Source organism: Desulfovibrio sp. OH1186_COT-070 (genome assembly GCF_003860215.1).
In the GTDB taxonomy this organism is placed as follows: domain Bacteria; phylum Desulfobacterota; class Desulfovibrionia; order Desulfovibrionales; family Desulfovibrionaceae; genus Desulfovibrio.
Map to the genome: position 1 here is coordinate 26,607 of NZ_RQYH01000012.1, position 25,976 is coordinate 52,582.

The 25,976-nt window shown below is 60.3% G+C and carries 23 protein-coding genes; 8 read left to right on the forward strand and 15 right to left on the reverse strand.

What is annotated here, in order from left to right; translation table 11 throughout:
- The first annotated feature begins 46 nt into the window (after positions 1-46).
- Genes rpsF through dnaB form a run of 4 tightly spaced genes read left to right on the forward strand, consistent with a single transcriptional unit; the run spans position 47 to position 2,631 of the window.
- Entirely contained in the window at positions 47-355 is a 309-nt protein-coding gene (rpsF, locus tag EII23_RS06025; RefSeq protein WP_124792489.1) for a 30S ribosomal protein S6, read from the forward strand.
- Positions 356-619: a 30S ribosomal protein S18 gene (gene rpsR / locus EII23_RS06030; RefSeq protein ID WP_124792490.1), complete on the forward strand. Its 264-nt coding sequence runs from the start codon at positions 356-358 to the stop codon at positions 617-619.
- A 9-nt stretch (positions 620-628) separates the two neighbouring features.
- Positions 629-1,144: a 50S ribosomal protein L9 gene (rplI, locus tag EII23_RS06035; RefSeq protein WP_124792491.1), complete on the forward strand. Its 516-nt coding sequence runs from the start codon at positions 629-631 to the stop codon at positions 1,142-1,144.
- A gap of 8 nt (positions 1,145-1,152) precedes the next feature.
- Positions 1,153-2,631, forward strand: a complete 1,479-nt coding sequence (gene dnaB, locus EII23_RS06040; RefSeq protein ID WP_124792492.1) for a replicative DNA helicase — start codon at positions 1,153-1,155, stop codon at positions 2,629-2,631.
- A gap of 134 nt (positions 2,632-2,765) precedes the next feature.
- Here the strand turns inward: dnaB and fliW are convergent, their stop codons facing one another.
- The 7 genes from fliW to EII23_RS06075 form a co-directional block, all read right to left on the reverse strand.
- Entirely contained in the window at positions 2,766-3,248 is a 483-nt protein-coding gene (gene fliW, locus EII23_RS06045) for a flagellar assembly protein FliW (RefSeq protein WP_124792493.1), read from the reverse strand.
- Positions 3,227-3,463 carry a carbon storage regulator CsrA gene (gene csrA / locus EII23_RS06050; RefSeq protein ID WP_124792494.1) on the reverse strand — a complete coding sequence of 79 codons (237 nt, stop codon included), beginning with the start codon at positions 3,461-3,463 and terminating at the stop codon, positions 3,227-3,229. Before csrA ends, fliW begins: the two co-directional genes overlap by 22 nt.
- A 15-nt stretch (positions 3,464-3,478) precedes the next feature.
- Entirely contained in the window at positions 3,479-5,011 is a 1,533-nt protein-coding gene (gene flgL / locus EII23_RS06055) for a flagellar hook-associated protein FlgL (RefSeq protein WP_124792495.1), read from the reverse strand.
- A gap of 33 nt (positions 5,012-5,044) precedes the next feature.
- A complete protein-coding gene (gene flgK, locus EII23_RS06060; protein ID WP_124792496.1) occupies positions 5,045-7,186 on the reverse strand; it encodes a flagellar hook-associated protein FlgK in 2,142 nt (713 codons plus the stop codon).
- Complete coding sequence (gene flgN, locus EII23_RS06065; RefSeq protein WP_124792497.1) at positions 7,186-7,653, reverse strand: flagellar export chaperone FlgN; 468 nt, start codon at positions 7,651-7,653, stop codon at positions 7,186-7,188. The genes flgK and flgN overlap by 1 nt, the downstream gene beginning before the upstream one ends.
- Positions 7,654-7,759: 106 nt before the next feature.
- On the reverse strand, positions 7,760-8,953 hold the full coding sequence (locus EII23_RS06070) for a rod-binding protein (protein WP_124792498.1): 1,194 nt from the start codon (positions 8,951-8,953) through the stop codon (positions 7,760-7,762).
- Positions 8,954-10,066, reverse strand: coding sequence for a flagellar basal body P-ring protein FlgI (locus EII23_RS06075; protein ID WP_124792499.1), 1,113 nt, complete (start codon positions 10,064-10,066; stop codon positions 8,954-8,956). It lies immediately after the preceding gene.
- A 478-nt stretch (positions 10,067-10,544) separates the two neighbouring features.
- Here EII23_RS06075 and EII23_RS06080 point away from each other — a divergent pair, with 478 nt between their 5' ends.
- The 3 genes from EII23_RS06080 (at position 10,545) to EII23_RS06090 (ending at position 13,168) form a co-directional block, all read left to right on the forward strand.
- Positions 10,545-10,868 (forward strand): isochorismate lyase, encoded by a 324-nt coding sequence (locus tag EII23_RS06080; RefSeq protein WP_124792500.1) that lies wholly within the window; start codon positions 10,545-10,547, stop codon positions 10,866-10,868.
- A complete protein-coding gene (locus EII23_RS13395) occupies positions 10,756-12,258 on the forward strand; it encodes an isochorismate synthase MenF (RefSeq protein ID WP_260424620.1) in 1,503 nt (500 codons plus the stop codon). The genes EII23_RS06080 and EII23_RS13395 overlap by 113 nt, the downstream gene beginning before the upstream one ends.
- A gap of 61 nt (positions 12,259-12,319) precedes the next feature.
- Positions 12,320-13,168 (forward strand): 2-amino-3,7-dideoxy-D-threo-hept-6-ulosonate synthase, encoded by an 849-nt coding sequence (locus EII23_RS06090; protein ID WP_124792502.1) that lies wholly within the window; start codon positions 12,320-12,322, stop codon positions 13,166-13,168.
- Positions 13,169-13,206: 38 nt separating this feature from the next.
- On the opposite strand, the gene EII23_RS06095 is transcribed toward EII23_RS06090, so the two are convergent.
- On the reverse strand, positions 13,207-15,111 hold the full coding sequence (locus EII23_RS06095; protein WP_124792503.1) for a PGDYG domain-containing protein: 1,905 nt from the start codon (positions 15,109-15,111) through the stop codon (positions 13,207-13,209).
- A complete protein-coding gene (locus tag EII23_RS06100; RefSeq protein ID WP_124792504.1) occupies positions 15,108-16,259 on the reverse strand; it encodes a TIR domain-containing protein in 1,152 nt (383 codons plus the stop codon). The genes EII23_RS06095 and EII23_RS06100 overlap by 4 nt, the downstream gene beginning before the upstream one ends.
- A gap of 228 nt (positions 16,260-16,487) precedes the next feature.
- On the opposite strand from EII23_RS06100, the gene EII23_RS06105 reads away from it, so the two are divergent.
- The gene (locus EII23_RS06105) at positions 16,488-17,441 is read left to right on the forward strand and encodes an arsenic resistance protein (RefSeq protein WP_124792505.1); all 954 of its coding nucleotides are present in this window, start codon (positions 16,488-16,490) and stop codon (positions 17,439-17,441) included.
- A gap of 94 nt (positions 17,442-17,535) precedes the next feature.
- Here the strand turns inward: EII23_RS06105 and EII23_RS06110 are convergent, their stop codons facing one another.
- The 6 genes from EII23_RS06110 to rfbB form a co-directional block, all read right to left on the reverse strand.
- On the reverse strand, positions 17,536-19,710 hold the full coding sequence (locus tag EII23_RS06110; protein WP_124792506.1) for a methyl-accepting chemotaxis protein: 2,175 nt from the start codon (positions 19,708-19,710) through the stop codon (positions 17,536-17,538).
- Between the two features lie 333 nt (positions 19,711-20,043).
- Complete coding sequence (locus tag EII23_RS06115; protein WP_124792507.1) at positions 20,044-22,296, reverse strand: response regulator; 2,253 nt, start codon at positions 22,294-22,296, stop codon at positions 20,044-20,046.
- Between the two features lie 6 nt (positions 22,297-22,302).
- Entirely contained in the window at positions 22,303-23,301 is a 999-nt protein-coding gene (locus tag EII23_RS06120) for a TAXI family TRAP transporter solute-binding subunit (RefSeq protein ID WP_124792508.1), read from the reverse strand.
- A 141-nt stretch (positions 23,302-23,442) separates the two neighbouring features.
- On the reverse strand, positions 23,443-23,997 hold the full coding sequence (gene rfbC / locus EII23_RS06125) for a dTDP-4-dehydrorhamnose 3,5-epimerase (RefSeq protein ID WP_124792509.1): 555 nt from the start codon (positions 23,995-23,997) through the stop codon (positions 23,443-23,445).
- Complete coding sequence (gene rfbA / locus EII23_RS06130; RefSeq protein WP_124792510.1) at positions 23,988-24,881, reverse strand: glucose-1-phosphate thymidylyltransferase RfbA; 894 nt, start codon at positions 24,879-24,881, stop codon at positions 23,988-23,990. Before rfbA ends, rfbC begins: the two co-directional genes overlap by 10 nt.
- A complete protein-coding gene (rfbB, locus tag EII23_RS06135) occupies positions 24,878-25,957 on the reverse strand; it encodes a dTDP-glucose 4,6-dehydratase (RefSeq protein ID WP_124792511.1) in 1,080 nt (359 codons plus the stop codon). The genes rfbA and rfbB overlap by 4 nt, the downstream gene beginning before the upstream one ends.
- Positions 25,958-25,976 lie beyond the last annotated feature (19 nt).

Genomic DNA, 25,976 nt, shown 5'->3' on the forward strand with positions numbered 1-25,976 from the left:
TGCTCACGCCAGAGGGCGTGGGCTGTCAATCCAGAAGGAGAATCCCATGCGGAAATTTGAAACCCTGCTGCTCCTCTCCCCGGAGCTTTCCGCCGAAAACCGCGAGGGCGTCATCAGCTCCCTGACAGCGATTGTCGAGCGCGAAAAGGGCAGCATGCTCACTGTGGACAACTGGGGCATGCGTGACTTGGCCTACCCTGTGCGCAAACTCATGCGCGGCTTTTATGTGCGGCTGGAATACCAGGCTCCGCCCGAACTTGTGGCCGAACTGGAACGCAATATCCGTATCATCGACGGCATTTTCAAGTTTGTGACCGTCAGGCTGGCCGACGAAGTGGCCGGGGAGGTTGCCTAGATGGCCTTCAAGAAACGCTTTGCCCCCCGCCGCAAGTTCTGCCGCTTCTGCGCCGACAGGGAACTGCCCCTGAACTACAAGCGCCCCGATATTTTGCGTGATTTCATCACCGAGCGCGGCAAGATCATCGCCCGCCGCATCACCGGCACCTGCGCCCACCACCAGCGCCTGTTGACGCGCGAAATCAAGCGTGCCCGCCAGATGGCCCTGCTCATCTACACCGCCACGCACGATTCCGTTGTCAAGAAAAAGAGCACCATCTAGGAGGCGCACATGAAACTGATACTCCGCGCCGACGTGGAAAACCTCGGCAATCTCGGCGACCTGGTTGACGTTCGCCCCGGCTATGGCCGCAACTTCCTGTTGCCCCAGGGGCTGGCCATGGTCGCCTCCGAAGCCAATCTCAAGGTGTTCGAGCAGGAACGCAAAAAGCTTCAGGCCCGCATGGACAAACTGCGCGCCGAAGCTCAGGACCTTCAGACCCGTCTGGAAGCTCTGGATGTGGTCATCACCATGCATGTGGGCGAAAACGAAAAGCTCTACGGCTCGGTGACCTCCACCATCATTGGCGAAGCTCTGGCCGCCCTCGGGGTGGAAGTGGATCGCCGCCGCATCCTGCTGGAAGCGCCCATCCGCACCCTGGGCGAGCACCGCGTGCGTGTGCGCCTGCACGCCAGCGTGACGGCAGAAGTGCCGGTCAAGGTCGTTTCCGACCATGTGCCTGAAGAGGAAGAACCGGCACCCCAGACTCCGGCGGATGCCAGCGCCGTGGAAGAAGCCGCGCAATAGGGGCATACATGGGTCCCCGTGACGACATTGCGGCCCCCGGCCCTGTGGCCGGGGGCCGGCCGTTTGCAGCGGAAGGCACTACGCGCCCTGAATCCCCGGCAGCCAGAAGCGCCCGGCGCGCCGAGGAAACTCTGCTGCGGCGCGTGCCGCCGCACAGCGCGGAAGCCGAGCAGGCCGTGCTGGGCGGCGTGCTGTTGCGCCCGCAGATCATGCATGTGCTGGTGGACCAGCTCAGACCCGACGACTTCTATCTGCCCGCGCACAACGTCATTTTCGGCGCTTTTGTGGAGCTGTACCAGAAGTCCGCTCCCATTGATCTGGTTTCTGTTGCCGAACACCTGAAAAACGCCAACACGCTGGAAACCGCAGGCGGTGCTGTGTATCTGGGCGATCTGGCCCAGGCTGTGGTTTCCGGAGCCAATGCCGAATATTATGCCACCATTGTCCGCGACAAATCTCTCCAGCGCGGGCTGATCACGGCGTGCTCCCGAATCATCGGCAACTGCTACGATACGTCCCGCCCGGTGGACGAACTGCTGGACGAGTCGGAACAGGCGGTTTTTGCCATTGCCCGGCGCACGGCAGGCAAGGAATTTTCCCCTACCAGCAGTCTGGTGCAGACAGTTTTTGACGATCTGGTCAGGCTGCACAGCAGAAAGGACGTCATCACCGGCGTCACCACGGGCTACGGCAAGCTGGACAAACTGACCGCCGGGCTTCAGCCTTCCGACCTGATCATTGTCGCCGCCCGCCCCAGCATGGGCAAGACGGCCTTTGCCCTCTGCATGAGCCTGCACGCCGCCGTGCATCAGGACGTTCCGGTGGCTGTTTTTTCGCTGGAAATGAGCAAGGAGCAACTGGTGCAGCGCATGCTGGCCGTCTGGGCCAAGGTGGATCTCTCCAAAATGCGCCGCCCCTCGCTGCTCAACGACGATGACTGGCTACACCTGCAAGAGGCCGCCGACGTTATCAGCCGCGCCCCCATCTTCATTGACGACACGCCCGCCCTGAGCACTCTGGAGCTGCGCGCGCGCTCCCGCCGTCTGAAAGCGGAAAAGGGGCTGGGACTGGTGGTGGTGGACTATTTGCAGCTCATGCGCACCAGTCGCCGCACAGACTCGCGCGAACTGGAAATTTCGGACATTTCCCGCTCGCTCAAGGGTCTGGCCAAGGAGATGGACGTGCCTGTGGTGGCCCTTTCCCAGCTCAACCGCAAGGTCGAGGAACGGGGCGACAAACGCCCCATGCTCTCGGACCTGCGCGAATCGGGAGCCATTGAGCAGGATGCGGACGTGATCATGTTCGTCTACCGGGAAGACGTCTACAAATACCAGAAGCCGGAAGAGCGCCCCACACGGGGCGAGGCCGAGGTCATCATCGGCAAGCAGCGCAACGGCCCGGTAGGCTCTGTGAGGCTCATGTATCTTTCGCCCTACACGTCCTTTGAGGACATTGCGCCGGACTATGCGGCGCCGCCTTCCATCTAGCCTGTCCCGCCGGGCGGCTTGCCGCCAGCACGCAAAAATGCCAACAAAAGATTGCGGCAGCCCCGCAGGGAGCGGCATGCCGCCCTGCCCAATCCTGTTTCAGGCCCGTTTCAGGCCTGCCCGGTACTGCACCCTCAGTCTTGGGGGGAGGGGGCGTCTTCGCTGTGCGCGGGTTTGCAGGCATGCATGCTGACCTGCTGCACGCCATCGATGGTCTGCGGAACCTGAAGGCCCAGACAGGCCTCATGGTTGATGATGATGGGGCCGGTGAGGTTGAGCACGGCTTCCTCCGGCCTGCCGGAAGGAATGGACACGGTGAGCAGAATGGCCGCCTGTTCCAGGCTTTGCAGTTGCAGAATCCGGAGCTCCGCTTCGCTCACCACGGGCGCGTAGCTTTTGTCCAGAAAACTGTAGGGGTCCGCCACCAGAAGCCCCACCTGCGGCAGGTTCACGCTCTGGAGAATGAGCAGGGGAGCGTCAGGCACAATCTGCAACAGGGTGAAATCCCGCTCGTTTTCAAAACCGGCCAGGCCACGGGGAAAGCGTACGATCTTGTCTGTCCGGATGATGCGCCGCCCCAGCCGGGTGTCGATTTCTATTTCTTTGCTTCGTGCCATAGTTCCGCCGCCACAAGGAGGTCATTGTTGGTGGTTTCGAGGGCGCGGCGGTTTTCCTCCACAACCCGCCGGTACACTTCTTCACGGTATACGGTCATGCCGTCCGGCACGTCCAGTCCGAGCCTGACCTGCTTGCCCTGTATGCCCAGCACGGTTATGCGTATGTCTTCTCCCAGATACAGGCTTTCTCCGGGACGCCGCGTCAATATCAGCATGCGCTGCCCTGTGCGTTAGAGGTAATTGGAAAGGCTCATCTGCATGATCCTGGAAGAGGACTGAAGCACGGTCTGGTATGTCAGTTGCTGTCTGGCCAGCTTGTTCAGCAATTCCGTGAGGTCTATGTCTTCAACATAGCTCAAACGTTCCTGCTGGTCCAGCTTCAGAAAACTCAAAACATCGGCCGCGGTGTTCAGACGATTTTCCAGCCCGCCGATGCGGGCCACCTCGGTGAGGATGCCCTGCTGCACGCTGCCGAGCTGTTCCAGAACCTGCTGGCAGCCCTGCTGGTTGTTGTTTTCGCAATAGGCCACAAAATTGCCCAGCACCTCAAACAGATTTTTTTCCAGATTCCGTGCGGGCTTGCCTTCATAGTATCCGCCAAAAATGTCCTTGCCCACATTGTTTACCGCAATGTAGGAGCCTTTCATGATCTCCAGGTCAAGGTCCGCGCGCGAGGGATGCACGAGCACCTGCGTTCCCGCGTCCACCATATTGCCCGCCACGCCTGCTGCGTCCAGATCCACATAGCCGCCGGGCACAGGCAGGCGCACTTTGTTGCCTGCCCCTGATTCCGCCGTGGCCGTGACCCACGTGGAACCGGCGTCCAGGCTGTAGGAATAGGTGAAGGCATTGCCTGCGGCGGAAAGATCTGCATCCGTATCCAGACGCACCAGAAGGTTGCTGCCAAATTCGCCGCTGGCGCTGGATGTGAGGCCCGGAGGCCCGCCCATGGTCATGTCCGCCGGAGGGTCGTTGTCGTCGCCCTGATAAAAGGCTGCGGGGCGCACATAGAGCAGGGTTCCGTTGTTGGCGCCGGGGCCAAGGCTCACATCAGCCGCGCTGACCGCCAACTTGTTTTGCATGACCACGGTCACGCCGTCGGCGACCAGCGTTGTGCTGCCCGCGGCCACAGTATCGTCATGCCATGTGGCGCCGCCGTCTCTGGACCAGCGGTAGGTGAGCGCGTCCGTTCCCAGTTCTCCCGTACTGGTGAACTGGATCATCATGGTGCTGTTCGACGCGCCTTCCACGCGGTATTCTCCCGCCTGGATGGCCGCATCCCAGGTTTTGTCCCAACTGGTCAGGGCCAGCCCCTGCTCAAAGGCATTGCGGTCGTACCGCTGCCCGCCAAAAATGCTCTTGCCCTCAAATTCCGTATTGGACATGTTCAGTACGGAGCCGAAAATCTCCCGCACCTCAAAGGCGATCTGCCTGCGGTTTTCCGCGGTGTAGGTTCCGCTGGACGCCTGCTCGGCCAGGGTCCTGGCCCTCGTGATGACCGTGCTCAGCTTTGTGCCCAGCACCTCATCGGCCAGATTCAGCCAGCCCTTGGCCGTGTCCACATTGCTCTGGTACTGTTTGGTGGCGTCAATATCGTTGCGCGTCATGAGCACGCGGTAGGTTCCGGCGGGGTCGTCGGAAGGGCGGTTGATTTTTTTCTGGGTGGAGCCTTGCTGGTTGCTTTCCATATAGGCGGAAAGATTCCTCTGCATCTGGCTCACCACCGCATTGTGCATGGATTTTTGCGTGACGCGCATGCTCATGGCAGCCTCCTGTGGTTCACCGGAATTTCGGCGCTACTGCTTGAGCCCCAGAAGGGTCTGGAGCATCTGGTCGGCCGTGGTGATGAGCTTGGCCGCAGCCGTGTAGGAGTGCTGGTGCCTGACCAGTTTGGCCATTTCTTCGTCCAGGTTCACCCCGCTGACCGAGTTGACCTGATCGTCCAGATTGGCGGTCAGGGCCGCATGGTATTCCGCATTGGTTCCGGCAAGGCGCGTGTCCGCGCCCACGGTGGTGACCAGGGTGGCGAAATACTGGCTGAGGGTCTGGTTTTTGACCGTCTTCCAGACTGTGGATATGGGCACTGTGGCGTCGGCCAACTGCCCGATGCCAATGGCCGTGATATTGTCGCCGGCATTGGCCTGAAACTGCCCGTTGACCTGCCCGGCGGCCACAAGGTTCACGTCCCCGTGCAGTTGGGCATTGACGGCCAGGCTGTCGGCATCGGAGCCGGAAAAAAAGGTGTTCAGCCCCAGAGCGGCCAGAAGGCCCGTGCTGTCCACGCCCATGCCAAAGCGCACATTGCTGACCGGGTTGGTCCTGACCAGCAGTTTGCCGTGCTGGATTTCGGCCTGAAGCAGATTTTGCCCGGCGTTGGCGGGGTCGGGAAAGCTGGAATTGATGGCCGCGACCACGTCCTCCAGCGTATGGACTGCGGGGTCGAAGTTCTGAATGCCTCCTGTTCCCGCATCAAAATCCAGTTGCCCGGAAGAGACGTGCTCCCCGGTCACGCTGCTGAAAAAGTGCAGATTGAGGTTGCCCGCCTGCAACCTGTGCGCCTGCGGCAAAATGGCCTGCGGCGAGCCCAGGGCAACATCGGTGCGCCCCACAGCCTGCTGGCCCTGGACATAGCCCAGCATGACATTGCCCGTGCCCTGACTGTGGATGCGGTTGACCTCCCAGATCAGGGCTGCGGCAAAGGCGTCCAGTTCGTCCAGATAGCGGCCGCAGTTGTCGTCGCGGATATTGAAAAATGACGCCAGTTCGCCGCCCACCACGCGGTCGCGGTTATCCGAGCCGTCAAAAAATATCTGGGGCGTGATGTTCTGCGGCCCGCGCGTGGGTTCAACCCAGGCAAGGCCGTTCTTGGGGATGATGTCAAATTTGTCGCCCACGGCAAAGTTGGCGGCACTGTCAAAAGAAATTTTCAGTTTTTTGACCTGCACGGGATCGGTGGTGCCGTCCCCGTCATTGTCGCTGACTTCAAAACGCAGTTCTGCACCGTTTTCGTCCCGCAGCCACGTTTTGCCCGCGTCCAGAGAAACGCGGAACACGGGATTGCCCGCCGCGCCCATGACCCCCGCCGTGCCGCCCGAGACGATTTCCACCGTGTATTCGTGGCTGTCCGTCCCGTCAAAAACCGCATGGCCCGCAAAGGCGGAGCCGTTCATGAGCCGCCTTTCCGAGCGGGGCGGCATGACCTGCAGGTCAAAGGTGTGCAGGCCCTGCACCAGCGGCTGCCCGGTTGTGAGCTTGACCACGAAATTGCCGTTCCCGTTGTCCACGGTTTCCACGCCCACCAGGGTAGCCATTTCGCGCACCATCATGTCGCGCTTGTCCAGAAGGTGGTTGGGATTGCTGACCTCTTCCACGGTATGGGCGTTGATCTGGCGGTTGAGGTCCGCAATACCTTTGGACAGGGTATTGACCCTTTCCACCGCATGCTCGATGGAAACATCCATTTCTCTCTGGATGGCCTTGAGCCTGTCCACACTGCTGCCCAGAAGATCGGCGAGGTTGTCGGCATGGGAAAGCAGGCTTTCGCGGCTGGCCGTATCGTCGGGGCGCTTGGTCAGATCCTGCCAGGCCCGGAAGAACGCGTTGAGCGCGGAGTTGACGCCCGCGCGGTTGGACTCGTTGAAGACGTTTTCCACCGAGGCCATGATGCTTTTCTGCTTGTCCCAGCGTGCGGAATTGGTAGACTGAACCACAAAAGAGCGTTCAAGAAAGGCGTCGAAATAGCGCAGCACCTGCTGGGCGTTGACGCCCACCCCCTCTCCGCCGGGCCGGGTCTTGATGGTACCCGCATCGCGCTGATCCACATAGCGCCGGGTATAGCCTTCGGTATCGGCATTGGCGATATTGCTGCCGGTAACGGAAATCCAGGCCTGCGCGGCGTTGAGGGCCGTCTGGCCGATATTGAGCAGTCCGTTGAGCATCAGAGCCTCCCGGAAATGAGCGCGGCATCGGGCCGGACGCGCGTACGCATGCCGCCGCGCCGCCCGTACACGTCCGCTGCGGGGGGAACCGCCTTGCTGGTCAATGCTTGCAGAGTGCGGCTGCTCTGGTCAAGCAGGGCCAGAGAAAGCTGGGAATTGCGCGCGGCCTGCCGCGCTGCGCCCTGTTCGCCCGCGTCCACCGCCGCCAGAAGATCTCTCAAAGGCTCTGCCCGCTCTTCTTCAAGCATGTCTGCGTAGTCCGCAACGCGCGTCCCGCCAAGAAATCTGATCACCATGTCTTTTTCCACCGCCAGTTGCCGGACAAGCTCCTGAACAGAAAATTCCAGCGCCACCACAGTGTCTGTGCCGCGCGCCAGAAGGGCACGGTATTCTTCTTCCAGCAGGTCACGCAAAAGGCCCAGGGCTTTTTCCTGACGGGCAAGGGAGGCGTGGATCAAGGTGTACATGGCAACCTCGGCAACGTGTCGGCTTGTGTGCGGCCAGCGGCAGAATGTGCCGCCGTGCCGTGATACGGATCTGAAAGCAATATCCGTGCCTTTTGTCCCGCAAGGCCTATCTTTGCAGGTCCAGCGCCGTCAGCGGCGGAAAGGAAGACATTTCCCCGCCACGGCCCGCCGCCTCTCCGTCCGCTCCGGCGGGCACGGCCGTGGGCTGTGCCGACCCCGCAAAGCCCGCAAGAGGCAGGCCGGCCTCGGGCATGGGTGCGTCCCGTTGTGCGTGGTAGGCCGCCAGACCCGCGCCAGCCTTGCTGTTGGGGCCAACGGCGTCCACATGGAGCTCACGGTTCAGGTTCTGCGTTCTCACATGGCTGCCCGCGCCCTGCGCGGCGAGAGGTGCTCGCGCTTCCGCGGGGGCGGCGCTTTTGCGCAAAGGCGGACGCACCCCGCGGGGGCCGAGCTTGCTGCCCGCCTCAAAATGCGCCTGCCGGGACAGGGCCAGCCCCGGATCCGTGCGCTCCCCCCTGCCCGGCGCCGACAGAGAAACGTGCGGGGCCTGCTGCGCGGGGTACTGCATGTCTTTCTGGGCACGCAGCACAGACAGGGCCTGCTCCACCACCGAAGGCTGGGCTTCTGTCTGCCCGGAATCCGGCAGTGCGAACATGCCTTCAGGGCCGGGCTGCCGCTGGGCTGCCTCCGCGCTGGCAGATTGCGCCCCAACAAATTCCGTATGGGCAGCCGCGCCCGCATCACGCTGCATGCCGGGCGTGTTCCCCAGCGGGTGGCCGGGCTGGCGGCCAGATGGGCTGGCTGGCTGGCTGCCTGCCTGGCTGGCCTGCCCGTCCTCTGCCGCTGCGGCAGAGCGGGACAATGCCCGGGGCACCAGGGGAGAAGCGTCCGGCACAAAGGCGCGCATCCCCCCTTGCGGCGCTGCGGCCGCCGATGTCCGGCTGGCGGAGGACAAACCCTGCGAAAGTTGGGCATACATCATGTCGGCAAGGCCAATCCCTCCGGCGGAGGTCATTTTTTTGGCCAGTTCCTGATCGTACATGCCCTGCCAGAATTGCTCCTCCCGTCCCTGCAAAATATTGGTCTTGGGCAGGGTATTGCGCATTTCCTGCCACATTTTCTGGATGAAGATGGACTCGAAGCCCTCGCAGGCCTCACGCAGTTTTTTTTCTTTCTGCGCTTCGTCCGTTTTGCCGTTATTGAGCCTGCCAAGGCCCGAAAGGCGGGCCTGAAGGTCGCGTCGGGCCAGTTCCGAAGAATCGGCTTCCGGCGACAGGGGAACAGACAGGGGCGAAGTCATTTAGAGCACCTCCAGTTCCGCGTGCAGAGAGCCGGAAACCTGCAACGTGCGCAGGATGGAAATCAGGTCGCGCGGCGTGGCGCCTATGGCATTGAGCCCGTCCACCAGTTCCTGGAGGGTGGCCCCCTCCACCATGTTGAGATTGCGCTTTTCCTCGCGCACATTGGCCTCGGTCTGCGGGCTCACCACGGTCTGCCCCTGGGAGAAGGGGCCGGGCTGGGAAACCTGCTCGCTTTCCTGCACGGTGATTTGCAGGTTGCCGTGGGCCACAGCCGCGCGCGAAATGCGCACATCGCGGCCCAGCACCACGGTTCCGGTTTTTTCGTCCACCACCACACGGGCTGCGGTGTCCGGGCTGATGTCCAGATTTTCCACCGAAGCCATGAGAGGCACAAGATTGTTGCGGTGCTGGGGCGGCACTTCCATGGTGACGCTGGTGGCGTCCACCGCGCGGGCAAAAGGCCCGCCCATGACGCTGTTGAGCCGCTCGGCAATCTGCTGCGCCGTGGAAAAATCGGCAATGCGCAGGTTGAGGGTCAGCTTGTCCTGCTGGTTGAATTCAAAGGGAATGCCCCTTTCCACAATGCCGCCGCCGGGAATGATGCCCACGGTGCTGACATTCTTGCTGGTGCTGGCGGCCCTGCCGCCCGCGGAATAGCCGCCCACGGTCAGGGAACCTTGAGCCAGACTGTAGATCTTGCCGTCCACGCCCTTGAGGGCCGTTTGCAGCAAAACCCCGCCCAGCAGGGACGTGGCATCGCCCACCGAAGAAACCGTCACGTCCAGCCGGGTTCCCGGCTTGGCGGAAACAGGCATGCGCGCGGTCACCATTACCGAGGCCACGTTTTTGGTCTTGAACGCGCCGGAATCAATGCCCACGCCCATGCGGTCCATCATGTTCTTCATGGAACTCAGGGTGAAAACGGAGTCTTTCTTGTCGCCCGTACCGGCCAGCCCCACTACCAGCCCGTACCCGATAAGCTGGTTGTCGCGCACGCCGGAAAAGGTCGCAATGTCCTTGATGCGCACCGCATGGGCAGGCCCGGCCGCACAAAGGGGAAGAAAGGCCATACCCAGGCACAGGACAAAAAGGCGCAGGATTGTCATTTTCATGGCGCTGACTCCTTGCCGAAAATACCGGCGCAAGCATTCTTGCAGGAATCATGCCTGCTGCCACGAGAAGCGCATTCACGCCGCGCATAAAGAGCGCTGGAGGCGGCTACCCGGGTGCCGCAGGCATTATTTCCGGCATATTGGCGAACAACGGTTGCGCATCGTATTCGGCAGAGCGTAAACGCAAACTCTTCTGCCTCGCAGATTACCGGCCATGCAGACGGCATACTGCTGCTCCCGGCAGCAACTTTCCCGATAGCTTGACAGGGTATGACAGATTGCCTATTTTAAAAAAAGAAAATGAATTTTATATTCAAAAAGTACATCCTTGCAGCAACCCTCTGGGCTCCCATGACCCAGCGCCTGTTACGCCTCACTCCCGTTCAGGTTTCGTGTGAGAATCCGCACGTCTGAAACAGGAAAACAAGCCTCCGATCATGGCCAGGCGGTTCAAGACCGCGATTATAGGAGACAATACTTGAAACCACCTGACGCATGCCAAAATCTTGGAGAGATACGTTGCGAAATTGACCGCTTGGACGGAGAAATGATCCGCCTTCTCGGCCAACGCCTTGCCTATGTTCTTGCAGCGGCGCAGTTTAAAAAAAATGAAGAAGATATCCCTGCTCCGGAACGGGTAAGGGATATGCTGGCAGATCGGCGGACATGGGCAAAAAAAAATGGGCTTTCTGAAAACTTCATTGAAGCACTATTCGAGCAGATCACCAGTTGGTACATTGCGACGCAGATTGGGCACTGGCGGAAAATACGCGGTCAGATCAGGGACAACAGTCATGGTTGAAGCACTACAGCGCCCCCTGCGTTCCGCCATTCGGAACGCTTGCCAAAACGCATCCCAACAAAGACAACCCGCGCTTGCCATCACGGCTGCTTCTGTGCCCCGGATGAACCTGCTTTCGGCTTTTGCCCGCTATTCACCGCATATGAACGCGAACTTGTGGTTCGGACTCACAAAAAAATCAATACTCGGGCTTGGGGCGGCCATCGAATGCACCGGGCACGGCGCAGACAGATTTACAGATGTTTCGGCGAGGTGGCATGACCTTATCAAAAATGCCGTGACCGAGGGTGATACTGCCCCTGTTGCTCTTGGCGGATTCCGCTTTGACACCGCCTGCCCGGCATCTCCGATGTGGGCGGGATTTGCGGACGGCGCCCTGGTGATTCCGCGAGTGACTATTCTTCAAAACGGCGCCGAGTACTGCCGCATTGTTGCGGCGGATTATGCCCCCCCTGGTGCTGATGCCGATGCCCGGATCAGGAATATATGCTCTGGCTTCAATATCGGGGAGAACGAACGAAACATGCCGCCTCCCGAACAGGAAGGGCACATCTCCATTTTTGACTCTGGCAACGCGAGGAAACAATGGCAGAATCTTGTTCATAACGCGCTGGACGCTATCTCGCGAGGTCTGGCAAAAAAAATTGTGGCCGCGCGCATGATACGCGCCACATCCACCACCCCCTTCGCTGTGCCCAATATTGTAAAACGCCTGCACGCGAAAAACCCCCAAGCCACTGTATTCGCATTTGGCCGGTGCGGGACCTACTTTGTGGGTGCTACACCGGAGATACTCATCACCGCCAAGGAACGCTCTTTTCAGACCATGGCCCTAGCTGGAAGCGCTCCCCGAAGTGGAGATCCCGCGCGGGACGCAGAACTGGGGCAGGCGCTTCTTGTCTCTGACAAAGACCGGATTGAACACGACTTTGTGGTGCAGGCGGTGTTGCGATCCTTGCAGCCACATTGCGAAACCCTTGTGGCCGATTCTGCACCGTCCTTGCACAAACTGCATAAGGTGCAACATCTTATCACGCACTTCAAAGGAAATCTTTCCTCCGGCCAAAATCTTCTTGATATAGTAGCCCATCTGCACCCCACTCCTGCGGTGGGCGGAGCTCCCACAGAGTTTGCGCTGGCTTTCCTGCGTGAGTACGAAGGCATTGATCGGGGGTGGTACGCAGGCCCCGTGGGGTGGCTTGATGCCGAAAACAATGGGGAGTTTATGGTGGCCCTGCGCTCAGGCGTAATCTGCGGAGAAAACGCTGCTCTTTTTGCCGGTTGCGGACTTGTGGCGAACTCTGACCCAGATATGGAGTATCAGGAAACGCGGTTCAAATTTTCCACAATGCTTGACGGTTTGTGCCTCACCCATGGCGATGGAGAATAAGAAATTCAGGCAGCCACCGGGATCTTACCGGCGATCGGAACACTCAGGCAAGGATGCAGCAATGAACACAGGCAAAGAAAACCGTCTTGCCCGTATTATCAGCAAAAAGTCCAACCGAGCACTTATTGTGCCCATGGATCACGGCGTAACGGCAGGGCCCATACAGGGCCTGACCGAAATGCACGCAACCATGAATGACATGGTTGCCGGGGGTGCGGACGCGCTGGTTCTGCACAAGGGGCTTATCCGCCGGTGCCGCTTTGCAGACGGGAAGCGCACGGCCTTGATAATGCATCTTTCGGCCTCCACCAGTTTGTCGCCCCATACCAACAGCAAAACACTTGTGGGGTCTGTGGAAGAGGCCCTGCGGCTTGGGGTTGATGCTGTTTCTGTGCATATCAACCTGGGGGATTCCAGAGAGCATGAAATGCTGACGGATATGGGCCGCGTAGCCGGACAGTGTGAAAATTGGGGCATGCCTCTGCTTGCCATGGTATATGCACGCGGTCCGCATGTCAAAAATTCTCATGCCCCTTCCGTGGTGACCCATTGCGCGCGAGTGGGCATGGAACTGGGAGCTGATATTGTCAAAGTTCCCTATACAGACGAGGCAAACACCTTCGCCGATGTTGTGAAAGCATGCGGAATACCAGTGGTGCTTGCCGGAGGAAAGCGCATAACATCGGATCGCGACTTTCTGACCATGGCTGCGGACGCCATCAAGGCTGGTGCATCGGGTTTGTCCGTCGGCCGTAATATTTTTCAGCATCCACGGCGCGGGAAGCTGTTAAAAGCTTTGAGAGGCATCGTGCATGACAATGCAACAGTGGACGAAGCGCTGACAACACTGCTGGAATCGGGCAACGACTCTCCTCCCACTCAGGGTTTCAGTCTTGCACACTCTGAATGAGCCTTGAACCATACAATCCACTGTCAACGCGAACAGACCTACTCCGGCAGGTGGTATGTGCGCGCAAAAATTTCGCCGCCCACAATGCCATATTCCCCATCGGCATACTGCACCAGCCAGTCGCCGGGGCTGCCGACCAATACCCCCTTGCCGCCGGGCAGCGCCACAGCGGCGGGCTCACCAAGCAGCAGGGCGCGCGCCTTGCCCGGCAGGGAAACATACATGCCCTCCTCTCCGCTTTGCGCGTAGGTTTGCTCAAAGCGCTGCCGACTCACCGGCCAGCACTCCCCTTCCGTGCCTGTGATCAGGGCATCCCCCGCCGCATGGGCCACAGGGCCTTCACGCGTTTGCAGTATCCCTTCTGTGGCGGCAAAGGATACGCGCACGGGGACGGGGCGTTTGACAGCCGGGCGTGCCTCGGGCAGGCAGGCAAGGTCCACGCCGGTCATGTCTCTGGCGTAAATTTTTTCAAAAATGGCTGCGGTCACGATATAGATGTCGCCGGGAGCGCGAACAACCAGCCAGTCCCCGGGGCCGCCGGACACATAATTGGTTTGATCCCAGAGCGTGAAGATCTTCACCCTTCTGTCAAGGCGCATGGCCCGGACGGCGTCCGTGCCTGTGCTGACGCAGGCCCTGGCATGCCGCAGCAATTCGATACGCCTGCCCGAGGCTTTTTCCAGTGCGGCGGGAGCATAGGCCAGGTCAAGGCCGGGAGCTTCGGCCAGAGGGCGGTAATTGCGCGCAAACACGTCCTGCCGGATGGGATAGACCTCGCCGCTGATGCCGATCATGAGCATGTCGCCCACGTCCACGGTCACGTCAATATCGCCTTCAAGCATGCGCAACTGCACTTCACGGCGTGCGGAAAAAAGGTCAGCGCAGGGCACAAAGGCCTGCCGGACGGGCAGCTTGCGAAAAGCTCCCATGCCTTCCGGTTCAGGCAGCATGCGCAGGCTCTGCGGATCGTTGCAGTCCAGCACCGTGAACGCGGTGAGGTATTCCCGGATACGGGTGTCGAAATATTCCCGCTCCGGCATGGAGCCGCGGCATTCGCCGTATTTCTGCCGCGCCAGGTATCCCCCGGCTTTCTCCCTATGCCCGCCGCCGCTTCCCATGCCGGAGGCAAGCCATGCCGCCAGCTCCGAGGCTTTTGCCTCGCGCACCGAGGTGCGGACGGAAAATTTGACGTCTCCGTTGGGCAGCAGGGAATAGGCCACCACCATGTCCACCGTGTCCACCTGCATGGCAAGGTCGCTGACAAAGCCGAGAATATTGGGATCGCAGGGAGGAACGGGGATCAGGGCATAGCGGTATTCGCCGTTGGCGGAAAAATTGCTCAGGGCCTGCGACACGGTATGCAGGTCGTTTCGTGACAGGTTGGACAGTTTGAGCCTGTTGAGAATGGCAGTATTGACGTGCAGCGCGTCCCACATGTCGCGGTCCGTGGGGTGGCGCACTTCGGCAAAGCCGTTGGTGTCGGTAAACAGGCCGTAGTGCAGCGCTGTGGAAAGGGCTTCGTCCGGCACGAAGGACTCGCGCCGGAGCATGTCCCACACCAGCGTGGCGCAACTGCCCAGCCAGGGCCGCAGTTCGCTCAGGGGGGGGAGTTCCTGTTCCTGGATATGGTGGTCGATGACCGCCACGCACGGAGCGTCCACCCTGCTCACATTGCCCGCCCCGTACTGGCAGTCCACCGTGACGAGCAGGCCGTCCCACGCGGTCATGCCGGGCAGATGGCGCACCGGGATGCCCAATGCCTCGATCATGAGCAAAAGGTTGGGCTTGGTCACCGGCGGCCCGGCGTAGAACAGCAGGGGGTCTTTTCCGGCGGCGGAAAAATAGCGGTGCAGGGCAAAGCCCGCCGCCAGCGCGTCCGCGTCCGGCACGTTGTGGCACTGCACGGCAATGGGCCCGTACTGGAGAAGATCGTGCAGGTTCACTGCGCGGGGCCTCCTTCCCTCTTGACTTCGCAGTTGGGCGGAAGGTCCGTCACAAAGCGCCGCAGAGACTCCTCATCCAGGCCGTTGCCCGAAGAATCCAGAATCAGGGTGCGCAGTTTGCGCAGGTATTTGCCGAGCTCAAGGTCCGTAATGGGCACGCCGCTCAAATCCAGCACTTCCAACTGCCGCAAGGGGCGCAACTGCTTCAGGTCTTTTACCGGATTGCCCGCGAGCGACAGGCCCGTGAGGCTGTTTTTCAAGCCGTACAGGGGCGCAAGGTCTTCAATGCGGTTGTGCCCAAGCCCCAAGAACAGCAGTCCGTGCAGGGAGGCCAGGGGACGGATGTCGGCAATCCGGTTGTTTTCGAGATCAAGCAGGTTCAGGCCGCGCGCGTGCGCCAGAAGCCCGATGTCGGTGATGCCGCGCCCGGCCAGGGAAAGTTTGCCGTGCAGCCCCGCCAGGTCTTCGGCCGCAAGGCGGCCGTGGGGACGGGAAAGCTCCTGCCGCAGGGCGGATTCCAACTGCGGATCCACGAACTCAAGCCCCTGCCCGGTCAAGCGCGGCAGCAGAAAAAAGGCAGCGCCTCCCAGCAGGGCAAGGAGCACAAGCCCCAGCAGCACGTTTCTGACGCCGCGCCGGGAAGAAACCGCCACGGGGGCGCGGCGCGGCGTGCCGACGCCCGGCGCGGCCTTTGCGGCAGGAATGCCGCGCGTCCGCTCCGGCAGCAGGGCGCTGAACATGCGCTCATAGAATTTTTCTTTTTCGTGAAAACGGTTTTCCAGAAGAGCCTGGATATTGCCGAGTTGCATCTTCAGCCCGAGGGGAAGCTCCGCCTCTTCCACATGGACGCAGAGCATGGTTTTTCTCTGGTCGATGGCAAAGACGATTTCCTTGCGCACATTGTGCGAGGCAATGGCAGCGGCGGAAATGAAGACCAGAAAAATTTCGGCATTGGCCAGCGCACTGGCAATTTCGTCAGACCAGTCCGTTCCGGGATCAATGCCCTCATCGTACCAGATGCGGAAGCCTTCTTCATGCAGGCGTGTGATGTGCGCAAAGACCACTTCGGAATTTTTGTGCGCATAGCTCACAAAAATGTACGGATCATCGCCCTTGTAGGCCGCGAAAGGGGGGATCAGACTTTCCATGATGCCCTCATTGTGTTCGCCCTTGTTTGTATGGAGAAACCGCTCACCGCATAGCACAAAGCGGAAAAGGCGGCAAACGCGAAACCGCCCATCACTGCGGGCGCACGCTTGCCCTGCCCGCAGAAGTCCGTATATCTGGATCGTTGGGTACACAAACAGCGCATGCTGGCAGGAAGGCACGGCCGCACGCCAGCATACATGCAGGGGCACAGGCTACAGGGAGCAGGAATGAAAAACCTCAGGGACGCGCTTGAGCGCAGGCAAATCGCCATATACCTCTGCACCGTTCTCGCGGCGGCGGCGCTCTCCCGCTTTTTTCCCGCCACGGCCCTGCTGGAGGAATATGTCAATGCAGCGCTGGCCGTCATGCTGTTTTTTACCTTTTTGCAGGTTCCCGTGACGGAGATGGGGAAAATTCTCACCGAAGGCAGATTTTTGGCCGCACTGCTCGTGACCAACTTCATCGTCCTGCCCCTGTCCATTTTTCTGCTTCTGCCCCTTTTTCCCGCCGATCCTGCCATACGGCTCGGCATTCTGCTGGTGCTGCTCACTCCGTGCATTGACTATGTGGTCACTTTTTCCCACATGGGCAATGCCGACGCACAACGGCTGGCAGCGGCAACGCCCGTGCTCCTGCTGGCCCAGATGCTGCTTCTGCCGGTGTTTCTGGGCCTGTTTCCGGGCATTGCGGCAAGCGGCCTTTTGCGGGCCGGGCCTTTTCTGCATGCCTTTGCCGTGCTCATTCTCCTGCCGCTTGTCTGCGCCGGGCTTGTGCAGCACAAGGAAAAAAGAAAACCTTCGCCGTTCACCGCCCCGGACTTTCTGGGGATATTCTGCGTTCCCTCCACGGCTGTTGTGCTTTTTTGCATCATCGCCTCTGTCATGCCCCACATCGAACCCGCCCGCGACGCCGCCCTGCGTGCCGCGCCCCTGTTCGTCATTTTTGCCCTTGCCGCCCCCGCCCTTGGCTGGGGGGTGAGCCGCCTTTTTCGCACAGACGCTTTTGCGGGCAGAGCCATTGCCTTCAGCGCCGGAACGCGAAACTCGCTGGTTGTGCTGTCGCTCGCGGTTTCGCTGCCCGGAGCCGCGCCGGTACTGCCCGCGGTCATCGTAACCCAGACCCTTGTGGAACTGGCGGCCGAGCTTGCCTACATCCGGTATATCGCGCGGTGGGGGCAATAGTTTTTGCACCCATGGCAAAGGCCGGACACAATACTGTGCCCGGCCTTTTGTAATAGCAGTCCGCTCCCCTTTTCAGGCTACGAACCGCAAGGATTCATGACCGCAGCCTGTCCAGCATGACGCGCAGTTCCTGCGCCATGGCGGAAAGCCCCTGTACGGCTTCCGCCGACTGCTGCATGCCTCTGGCCGCATCTTCCGCAATGCTGTTGATGTCGTACACGGCGCGGTTGATTTCTTCCGATGTGGCGGACTGTTCTTCCGCCGCGGTGGCAATGCTGGCAATCCGCTCGGAATTGAGGTTGACCAGTTCCTGGATTTCTTCCAGCGCCCTGCCGGAGAAGGAAGCCAGTTCGGTGGCCTTGTCCACGGCCTGCGTGGCTTCCCCCACCCTCTGGAGGTTGGACAGCGTGGAGCCCTGGATGGCGTTGATATTGCTGCCCACTTCCGTAGTGGCGCTCATGGTCTTTTCGGCCAGTTTGCGCACCTCGTCGGCCACCACGGCGAAGCCGCGCCCGGCTTCACCCGCTCTGGCGGCCTCAATGGCGGCGTTGAGAGCAAGGAGGTTGGTCTGGTCGGCAATGTCGGAAATGACGCTCATGACGTTGCCGATACGTTCGGCCTGCTGGCCGAGAGCCTGCATGTTGTCGTTCAGTTCCGAAGCCGCCGCATGGACAGTCTTGATGGCCTCAATGACATCGCAGACAATCTCTGCGCCCTTGGTGGCCTTTTCTCTGGTCAGTTCGGCCTGCTCGCTGGCGTCTCCGGCGCTTCTGGCCACTTCCAGCACTGTGGAGTTCATCTCCTCCATGGCGGTGGCGGTGGAGCTGACCCGCTCTCTCTGCACGTCCGTGCCTTGCCGGATGCCTTCCACCTGCGTGGAAAGCTCTGCCGCAGCGGCAGCCACACGACCGGAAATCTCCAGAGACTGGTTGGCCACTTCAAGGATGGTGCGCTGGCTCCTCTTGATCTCCGTAAGATCCGTGATCAGTTCAAACAGGGATGTCAGCTTGCCCTGGGCATCGGTAAAGGGCGTCACGGTGTAGCTGATATCCATGTCCGTGCCGGAGGGATGCGCCCGTGTTTCGCCCGAAACGGACGTGAGGGTTGCGGCGGCACGACGCAGGGCGCAGGTTTCCGTACCGTCATCTTCGCGGGCAATGACCTCCCGGCAGGTCTTTCCACGCCAGTTTTCCCCTGCAATCCGCTTTGCGGCGGCATTCAGGTAAACAAGGCGCATCTCCCCGTCAAACATGCAGATGGGCGCATTGATCATGTCAAAGATATTCTGGTAACGCGCAAGCATGGCGTTGGTACCCTTGATCAGATCCGCAAACTCCCCGGCAAAGCGCGAGGCATCGCCGCTCACCCCCAAGTTTCCGTGGAGCAGTTTGTCCTCCAGGCGGTGGTATTCGCCAACAACTTCGCGCAGCGTGGCCGGAATGGCCCGCAGGGAGGCCGCCATCATGCCGATCTCGTTTTTCCCCGCATAGTCCAGCGGAGCGGAAAGATCGCCCCTGGCCACAGCCTGGGCAAAAGCATCGCACTTGAGGATCGGACGGACGATCACAAAGTGGACGATGAGCAGAAAACCGGCGAACACGGTCAGTAACACTGCCCCAACAATGCTGAGCAGACGCATGGCATTGGCAAAGTCGTCCTGGGCCACGGCAAGGGTATTGTCCAGGCGCTGGTTGAGCTCTGTGACAAAGCGTGCCACAGGCTCCATAATTTTTGCCACTTCGTCATTGTACGCCTGGCCGAAGACCAGAGCCTGGGCACGGGCCTTGTCCGGCACGCCCTGCACTGTAAAGGCTCCCTGCCCGTCAGGAAACAGCCCGCGCACGGCGTTCATGGCCTCGGCTTCCAGAACAATGAGCTTGTTGGAAAGATCGCCGGCCTGGCGCAGCAGGGCAAACTCGCTGTCTGTAAAGCCGGCTTCGCGCATGAGTTGCTGGAGGGGCACGGTCTTGCCGGGGGCAACAGCGCTGTTGGCGGGGCGCGGTTTGCGCCCCTCGCGGATTTCCACAATTTCCGCATAGGCGGCGGCAAAACGCTCGTCACCGGTGACGGCAAAAGAGCGCACCGCAGAGGTGAGGTTGCGTGAGCTTGCCTCAAGTTCCGAAGCAAGAAGAAGCGAAACCCGCCGCGCCGTCTGGGCGGCGTCCGTGGCGACCTTGCTGTTGTAAAGGTCATAGACCTCAAAGCCCATCAGCCCGCATGCAAGGGCAAGCACAAGGCATGCGCATGCAACAATTTTTTTCAGTGTCATGAAAAACTCCTGTACGCTCCGTCGGAATATGCAGCCTGCATGCGCCGCACCGACATACGTTATGCCCAAACGGACAATCCCTGTTGCGCCGTGGGGAAAAACCGTTTCAGGGATGTCGCCACGTATTTGCGCCCCCTTCCCCGCACGCTTCGCTTACCGGAGAAATCGGCTTTTGCGGGCAAAGGAATAGGGCTGTACCTGATTTTTCAGGCCAGCCCGGAAAAATTTTTTCCGCAGCGGTCGTGTGCTGCTGCGCACAACGCCCCAACCCGTTGCACAGCCGCAAAAAACGTCCCCAAGGGTCCAGGTCGCGCCGGAAAGCGCACGCCCAAATCACTTCTTGGAGGGCAGCCAGAACCGCAGAATTTCCAGCAGGCGCTGCGGCTCAAGGGGCTTGGTGATATAATCGTTCATGCCCACGGCCATGCCCTTTTCCCGGTCTTCCTTCATGGCATTGGCCGTTACGGCGATAATGGGAAGATCTTCGGAAGAAACAGACTCCCGGATTTTGGCTGTGGCCTCCAGGCCGCCCATGACAGGCATTTGCATATCCATGAACACAATATCGAATTTCCGGGCGCGCACAGCCTCCACGGCCTGCTGCCCATCGTCCACCATGGTGATCTCCGCTCCGGACGGAGCAATGAGCTCCTGCATGATCAACTGGTTTATGGCATTGTCTTCCGCCACAAGGATGCGCTTGCCCGCAATGTTCAGCGCGGCGAAGGCCTCGTCCAGAGAAAGCTCTTCCCCTGCGGATTTTTTGCCATCCGGATCTTGCAGAAGCTGCATGGTGAAGCTGAAGGTCGTGCCCTCTCCCACAGTGCTTGCCACCGCAAAGCGGCCTCCCATCATGCCCACCAGCCTGTTGCTGATGGCCAGCCCCAGTCCCGTGCCGCCGAACCGGCGGGAGATGGAGGCATCGGCCTGGGTAAAGGGCTGAAAAAGCTTGGTGAGCATTTCCGGGGCAATGCCGATGCCCGAATCCGTCACGCTGACCCGCATGGCGCTGCGCGTCTGCCCGTCTTCTCCCTCCACATCGCCTTCATGGGCAACGGCAATGGAAACGCTGCCCGAAGAAGTGAATTTGATGGCATTGCCCACAATATTGCTGACCACCTGACCGATGCGCAGAGGATCTCCGATGAAACGCTCCGACACTTCGTCCGGATACTCCAGGGTCAGGGCGAGGCCCTTGGCCGATGCGCCGGGATTGTGGACGGAGAGAATGTCTTGCAGGGTTTCGCGCAGGCTGAAGGGCGAGTCCTCCATTTCCAGCATGCCCGCCTCAACCTTGGAGAGATCCAGAATATCGTTGATGAGCCCCAACAGGGAGCGGGCGGCCGTACGGATTTTTTCCAGATAGTCCCGCTGTTTGTCCGAAAGATCCGTATCGCGGAGCGAAAGGTGGGTCATGCCGATGATGGCGTTCAGCGGAGTCCGTATCTCGTGGCTCATGTTGGCCAGAAACTGGCTCTTCATCTTGCTGCTTTCCTGTGTTTCCAGCAGCATGTTCTCCAGAGCATCCACAAGCTTTTGCAGGGACGTGTGCAAAACGCCCAACTCGTCTTCCCGCGTGGTGTCTTCAAGCTTGTGCTCAAAATCTCCTTCCGAAACATCCTTGGCATAGTTGATGAGCGACAAGAGGGTGTTCAGAACGCCGTTGCCGAAACGGATGATGAGCAGGGACGCCAGCCCCAGAAAAACGAAACCGATAAGAAAAACGATCATTCCCAACTGGTAGGCGGAGGCAAAAACCTGCGTCTGCTTTCCGCTGGTCACCACAACCCATTTGCTGGCAGGTTCCACCTTGGCATAGCCAACATAGCGCGTGCCCTCCATGGTATAGCTGACAGCGCCGCCCTGCTCTCCCTGCCGGGCAAGCTCCTCGTAGAGAGCGGGAGACAGAGCCCTGGTGTTGCCCATCAGCTTTTTGTCCCTGTGGGCCATGAACATGCCTTCGGGGGTCAGCATGGCGGTAAAGATGGCCTGGTTGTCAAAATCCCCCTGATTCTCGTAATCAACAATTTTTGGAAAATCGTTGACGATGACAAGAGCGCCCGCAATCCGCCCTCCGGCATCTATGGGGCCGGCAAAAAAGGCGCTGAACTTCTTGGTCACACGGCCCACGTTCATTTCGCCCATGGTGAACATGCCGCCCAGAGCCTTGCGCACATAGGGTTTGTCTGCATAGGAGTGCCCGATATGGCCGGGATTGCTTGCGGCGATGCAGAGGCCGTTTTTGTCCACAACCAGGCTGTCGCGGTAAAACTCGTTGCCCAGGGTGATGGCCTCAAGCCAGTTGCCGATCTCCCTGAGACTTTCGGTGGAAGGGGTTTCTCCGGCAAAAAGCGCCGTGACGTGAGGGTCTGCCGCCATGTTTTGCAAGCTGGTCAGGGAGGACTTGACCAGCAGATTTATGGAGGCGACCGCGTGGTTGGTTTTGGCCTCGGAGATGAGCAGCATGGCGTCTTCAACCGCCTTGCGCGCCGAGGTATAGGTATACCAGGCGAGCACCAGCGTGAGAAAGGCGGTACCGAGAACAAAGGGCGCAATCAGTTTTGCACGGATGCTGCGTCTGAACATACGGATTTACTTGCCCAGGCTTTTCCAGAAGGCCACGGAACCGGGATGCGCCTCAAGCCCCGCAGGCAGGGCGGTCTGCGGCGAAAGCATGCCGAAATCCTCTACAGAGCCGCTGAGATACTGCCGGTTTTCCCACAATATCTTGTTGACCTCATACACAAAATCCTTGGGCAGATTCTTCCGTACCAGAATGCACGTCCAGTCGCCCAAGGTTTGTATGGGTTGGGTCACGCTTTTGTATTTTCCCGGCTCTATGACGTACGTGCCGGTTTTGAACTTTTTTTCCAGATGCTTCAGAACATCCTCTTCCACAGGCAGGATGACCACATCGGTGTGCTGCTCCATGAGCAGGATGAGGGGAACCGTGGTGCCTGCGGTATAGGCAAAGCAGTCGATCTCGCCGGCGACAAAACTGTCCGCGGTTTCCGCGTAATTGTTGAAGGAGGTGATCCAGCCCTGCTCCCGCAGCTTGTCGAAACTGGTATTGTAGCCGTACTTGAAAAGCAGGTTGAGAATGAATTCCGAAGCCGTGCCGGGCTTGAGCGAGGCAAAGCGCAACGGCATGCGCAGTTGGAGCAGATCCTTCACACTTTGTATGTTGTGCTGCTCCGCAAAGTCCCTGGGCAGCAGAAAGTACAGAACCTGCGGGTAGATATTGGCCATGAGCACGGTATTGTCCAGATTGATGCTCTTGTACTCCTCCTCGCCGGACAGGCTCGCGCCGAGAAAGCAGGCGAGGGAAAAGCCCATGTCGCCCGCGCTGCTGTTGATGCTGGCAATATTGGCCATGCCGCCGCCCATGCGGCTTGTGGTGGGGAGCATCCCTTTGCCCAGCACCTCCGCCATCCGTTCGCCCAGCACAAACCACTGCCCTCCGTTGGGGCCGGTCAAGAGGCGCACATGGGCGGGCCAGCCCGCTTTGGGAGAAGACGATGCCGCAAATGCGGGAGCCTGAAAAAGCACGCCAACAACGAACAACGCGAGCAAAAGGCATGTTTTGCGCATGAAAAACCTCCCAAGTTCTCTGAAAGCCTATCAGAGGCAAAGCAAGAGCGCAATCTTGCCGCGCATTCCGCTTTTTAACCGCGCGACATGCGGCAGAAATGTTCTCTATACAACGGGCGTTGCCGGGCCTCGGACGCAGCTTCAGGGGCAGACATCCGCCCCCTTCCCGAAAAGATCACGCCAGGAAGGGGCTGCCTGATCCTTGGCCGAAAGCTGCGGGGAGGCAACGGGCCAGGCGATGTTCAGGAAAGGATCGTTCCAGCGCAGGGAGCCTTCGTCTTCCGGGCAATAATAGTCCGTGCACTTGTAGCGGAAAAGGGCTGTCTCGCCGGTGACCACAAAACCGTGGGCCAGCCCCGGCGGAATCCACAACTGCCACTGGTTCGCCCCGGTGAGTTCCACCCCGTGCCACTGCCCGAAAGTGGGGGATGAAGGCCGGATGTCCACAGCCACGTCAAAAACGCTGCCCTGATCCACGCTGACCAGCTTGCCCTGGGGCCGCGTTTTCTGAAAATGCAGCCCCCGCAGGATGCCGTGCCCGGAGAGGGAGAGATTGTCCTGCACAAAGGGCAGGTCAATGCCTGCTGCGGCATACCGCTCCTGCTGCCAGGTTTCCACAAAAAAGCCGCGCGCATCTCCCCATACCCTGGGCTTGATCAGAAGAAGGCCCTCAATGGGCGCCGGCACTACTTCCATTTGCCTATTCCCGTATCCACCAGTTCCAGAAGATATTGGCCGTACCTTGTCTTGGCCAGGGGTTTGGCCAAGGCGCGCACGTCATCGGCAGAGATGAAGCCGTTGCGCCAGGCAATTTCCTCCAGGCAGGCCACCTTGAGCCCCTGGCGGTTTTCCACGGCCTGCACAAAGCTGCCCGCGTCCATGAGCGATTCGTGCGTGCCTGTGTCCAGCCAGGCAATGCCCCGACCCATGAGCTCCACATGCAGGTCGCCCCGCTGCAGGTAGGCATTGTTGACATCGGTGATTTCCAGCTCTCCCCGTGCCGAGGGCGTGATGCTGCGAGCAATGTCCAGCACATCGGCATCATAGAAATAGAGTCCGGTGACGGCAAAGTTGGATTTGGGGTAGGCGGGTTTTTCCTCGATGCTGACCACGCGGCGCTCCGCGTCAAATTCCACCACGCCGTAGCGCTGCGGGTCGCTCACATGGTAGCCGAAAATGGTGGCCCCACGGGAGCGGGCCATGGCCTTGCGGGTCAGATCGGGCATGCCGTGCCCAAAGAACACGTTATCGCCCAGCACAAGGCAGGTATTGTGGCCGCGAATGAAATCCCCGGCCAACAGAAAGGACTGGGCCAGACCTTCGGGGCGGGGCTGCTCCACATAGCGGAAAGAGCAGCCCCACTGCGAGCCGTCGCGCAGCAGCGCCTGATACAGGGGCAGATGTTCGGGCGTGGAGATGAGGCAGATTTCGCGGATGCCGGCCATCATCAGCGTGGCCAGCGGGTAATAGATCATGGGTTTGTCGTAAATGGGCATGAGCTGCTTGCTCACGCTCAGGGTCAACGGATACAGCCGCGTGCCCGAACCGCCCGCCAGCACAATGCCTTTCCATCGGGTCATGCTGCTCCTCCTGCGCCGCGATGCCGGTAGTTGGCCTCCATCCACCAGCGGTATTCGCCGCTGCGCACGCGCTCCAGCCACGGGCCGTTGTCCAGATACCAGCGCACGGTTTCGCGCAGGCCCGACGCAAAATCGTGGGCGGGCTTCCAGCCCAGTTCTCTTTCGATTCTGGTGCAATCGATGGCATAGCGGAAGTCGTGGCCGGGCCTGTCGGCCACAAAGGTAATGAGGTCGGCGTACGGCCCGGCGGCGGAGGGCGCCATCTCGTCCAGCAGGGCGCATACCGCGCGCACCACATCCACATTGGCCCGCTCGGCCCGGCCGCCCACATTGTAGGCCCGGCCAATGCGCCCGTCTTCCAGCACGCGGGCAATAGCCGCACAGTGGTCCTCCACATGCAGCCAGTCCCGGATATTGGTTCCCTGCCCGTAGACAGGCAGGGGCTTGCGGTCCAGAGCATTGCCGATGACCAGAGGAATGAGCTTTTCGGGGAATTGTCGCGGCCCGTAATTGTTGGAACAGTTGGTCAGGAGCACGGGCAGACCGTAGGTTTCGTGAAAGGCACGGACAAAATGGTCGCTGGCCGCCTTGGAGGCGGAATACGGGCTGTTGGGACTGTAGGGCGTGGTTTCGCGAAAAGGGGGATCCTCCGGTTGCAGGGCCCCGTACACCTCGTCCGTGGACACATGCAGAAAGCGAAAATCCGCCGCCGCTGCCGCAGGCAGCGCCTGCCACCAGTCCTTGACCACGCGCAGCAGCGAGGCCGTGCCCAGCACATTGGTGCGCACAAAGGCATCGGGATCGACGATGGAGCGATCCACATGGCTTTCGGCGGCAAAGTTGACCACAGCGTCAGGACGGTATGTGGCCAGCAGGCAGGCCACCAGTTCTGCGTTGCCGATGTCGCCGCGCACAAAAACGTGGTCGGGATCCTCCCGCAATGCGGCCAGATTGTCCGGATTGCCCGCATAGGTGAGCTTGTCCAGGGTGATGACGCGCACTCCCCGCCTGCGAGCCTGCAATACATAGCAGGAACCGATAAACCCCGCCCCTCCGGTGACAAGATGACAAGCCATGCGCACTCCCTGAAAAGCG